The following is a 1,002-nucleotide window of genomic DNA, read 5'->3' as shown; positions in this document are numbered from 1 at the left end:
CGAAGATTTCCGAATGGGGAAACCCACCATACGTAATGGTATGGTATCCTTATCTGAATACATAGGGTAAGGAAGACAGACCCAGGGAACTGAAACATCTAAGTACCTGGAGGAAGAGAAAGCAAATGCGATTTCCTGAGTAGCGGCGAGCGAAACGGAACATAGCCCAAACCAAGAGGCTTGCCTCTTGGGGTTGTAGGACATTCTATACGGAGTTACAAAGGAACGAGGTAGACGAAGCGACCTGGAAAGGTCCGTCGTAGAGGGTAACAACCCCGTAGTCGAAACTTCGTTCTCTCTTGAATGTATCCTGAGTACGGCGGAACACGTGAAATTCCGTCGGAATCTGGGAGGACCATCTCCCAAGGCTAAATACTCCCTAGTGATCGATAGTGAACCAGTACCGTGAGGGAAAGGTGAAAAGCACCCCGGAAGGGGAGTGAAAGAGATCCTGAAACCGTGTGCCTACAAATAGTCAGAGCCCGTTAACGGGTGATGGCGTGCCTTTTGTAGAATGAACCGGCGAGTTACGATCCCGTGCGAGGTTAAGCTGAAGAGGCGGAGCCGCAGCGAAAGCGAGTCTGAATAGGGCGTTTAGTACGTGGTCGTAGACCCGAAACCAGGTGATCTACCCATGTCCAGGGTGAAGTTCAGGTAACACTGAATGGAGGCCCGAACCCACGCACGTTGAAAAGTGCGGGGATGAGGTGTGGGTAGCGGAGAAATTCCAATCGAACCTGGAGATAGCTGGTTCTCCCCGAAATAGCTTTAGGGCTAGCCTTAAGTGTAAGAGTCTTGGAGGTAGAGCACTGATTGGACTAGGGGTCCTCATCGGATTACCGAATTCAGTCAAACTCCGAATGCCAATGACTTATCCTTAGGAGTCAGACTGCGAGTGATAAGATCCGTAGTCAAAAGGGAAACAGCCCAGACCGCCAGCTAAGGTCCCAAAGTGTGTATTAAGTGGAAAAGGATGTGGAGTTGCTTAGACAACTAGGATGT

Annotated in this window: 1 rRNA gene; it reads left to right on the top strand. The window is 50.1% G+C overall.

Features of this window, described 5'->3' with window-relative positions:
- Nucleotides 1–1,002 (top strand): 23S ribosomal RNA (locus HMAS_RS27555); the annotation flags it as partial.

The organism is Bacillus sp. HMA207 (assembly GCF_003402455.1).
GTDB lineage: Bacteria > Bacillota > Bacilli > Bacillales > Bacillaceae_G > Bacillus_A > Bacillus_A cereus.
The sequence above is the reverse complement of the archived record's forward strand: the minus strand, read 5'-3'. Positions and strand labels throughout refer to the sequence as shown.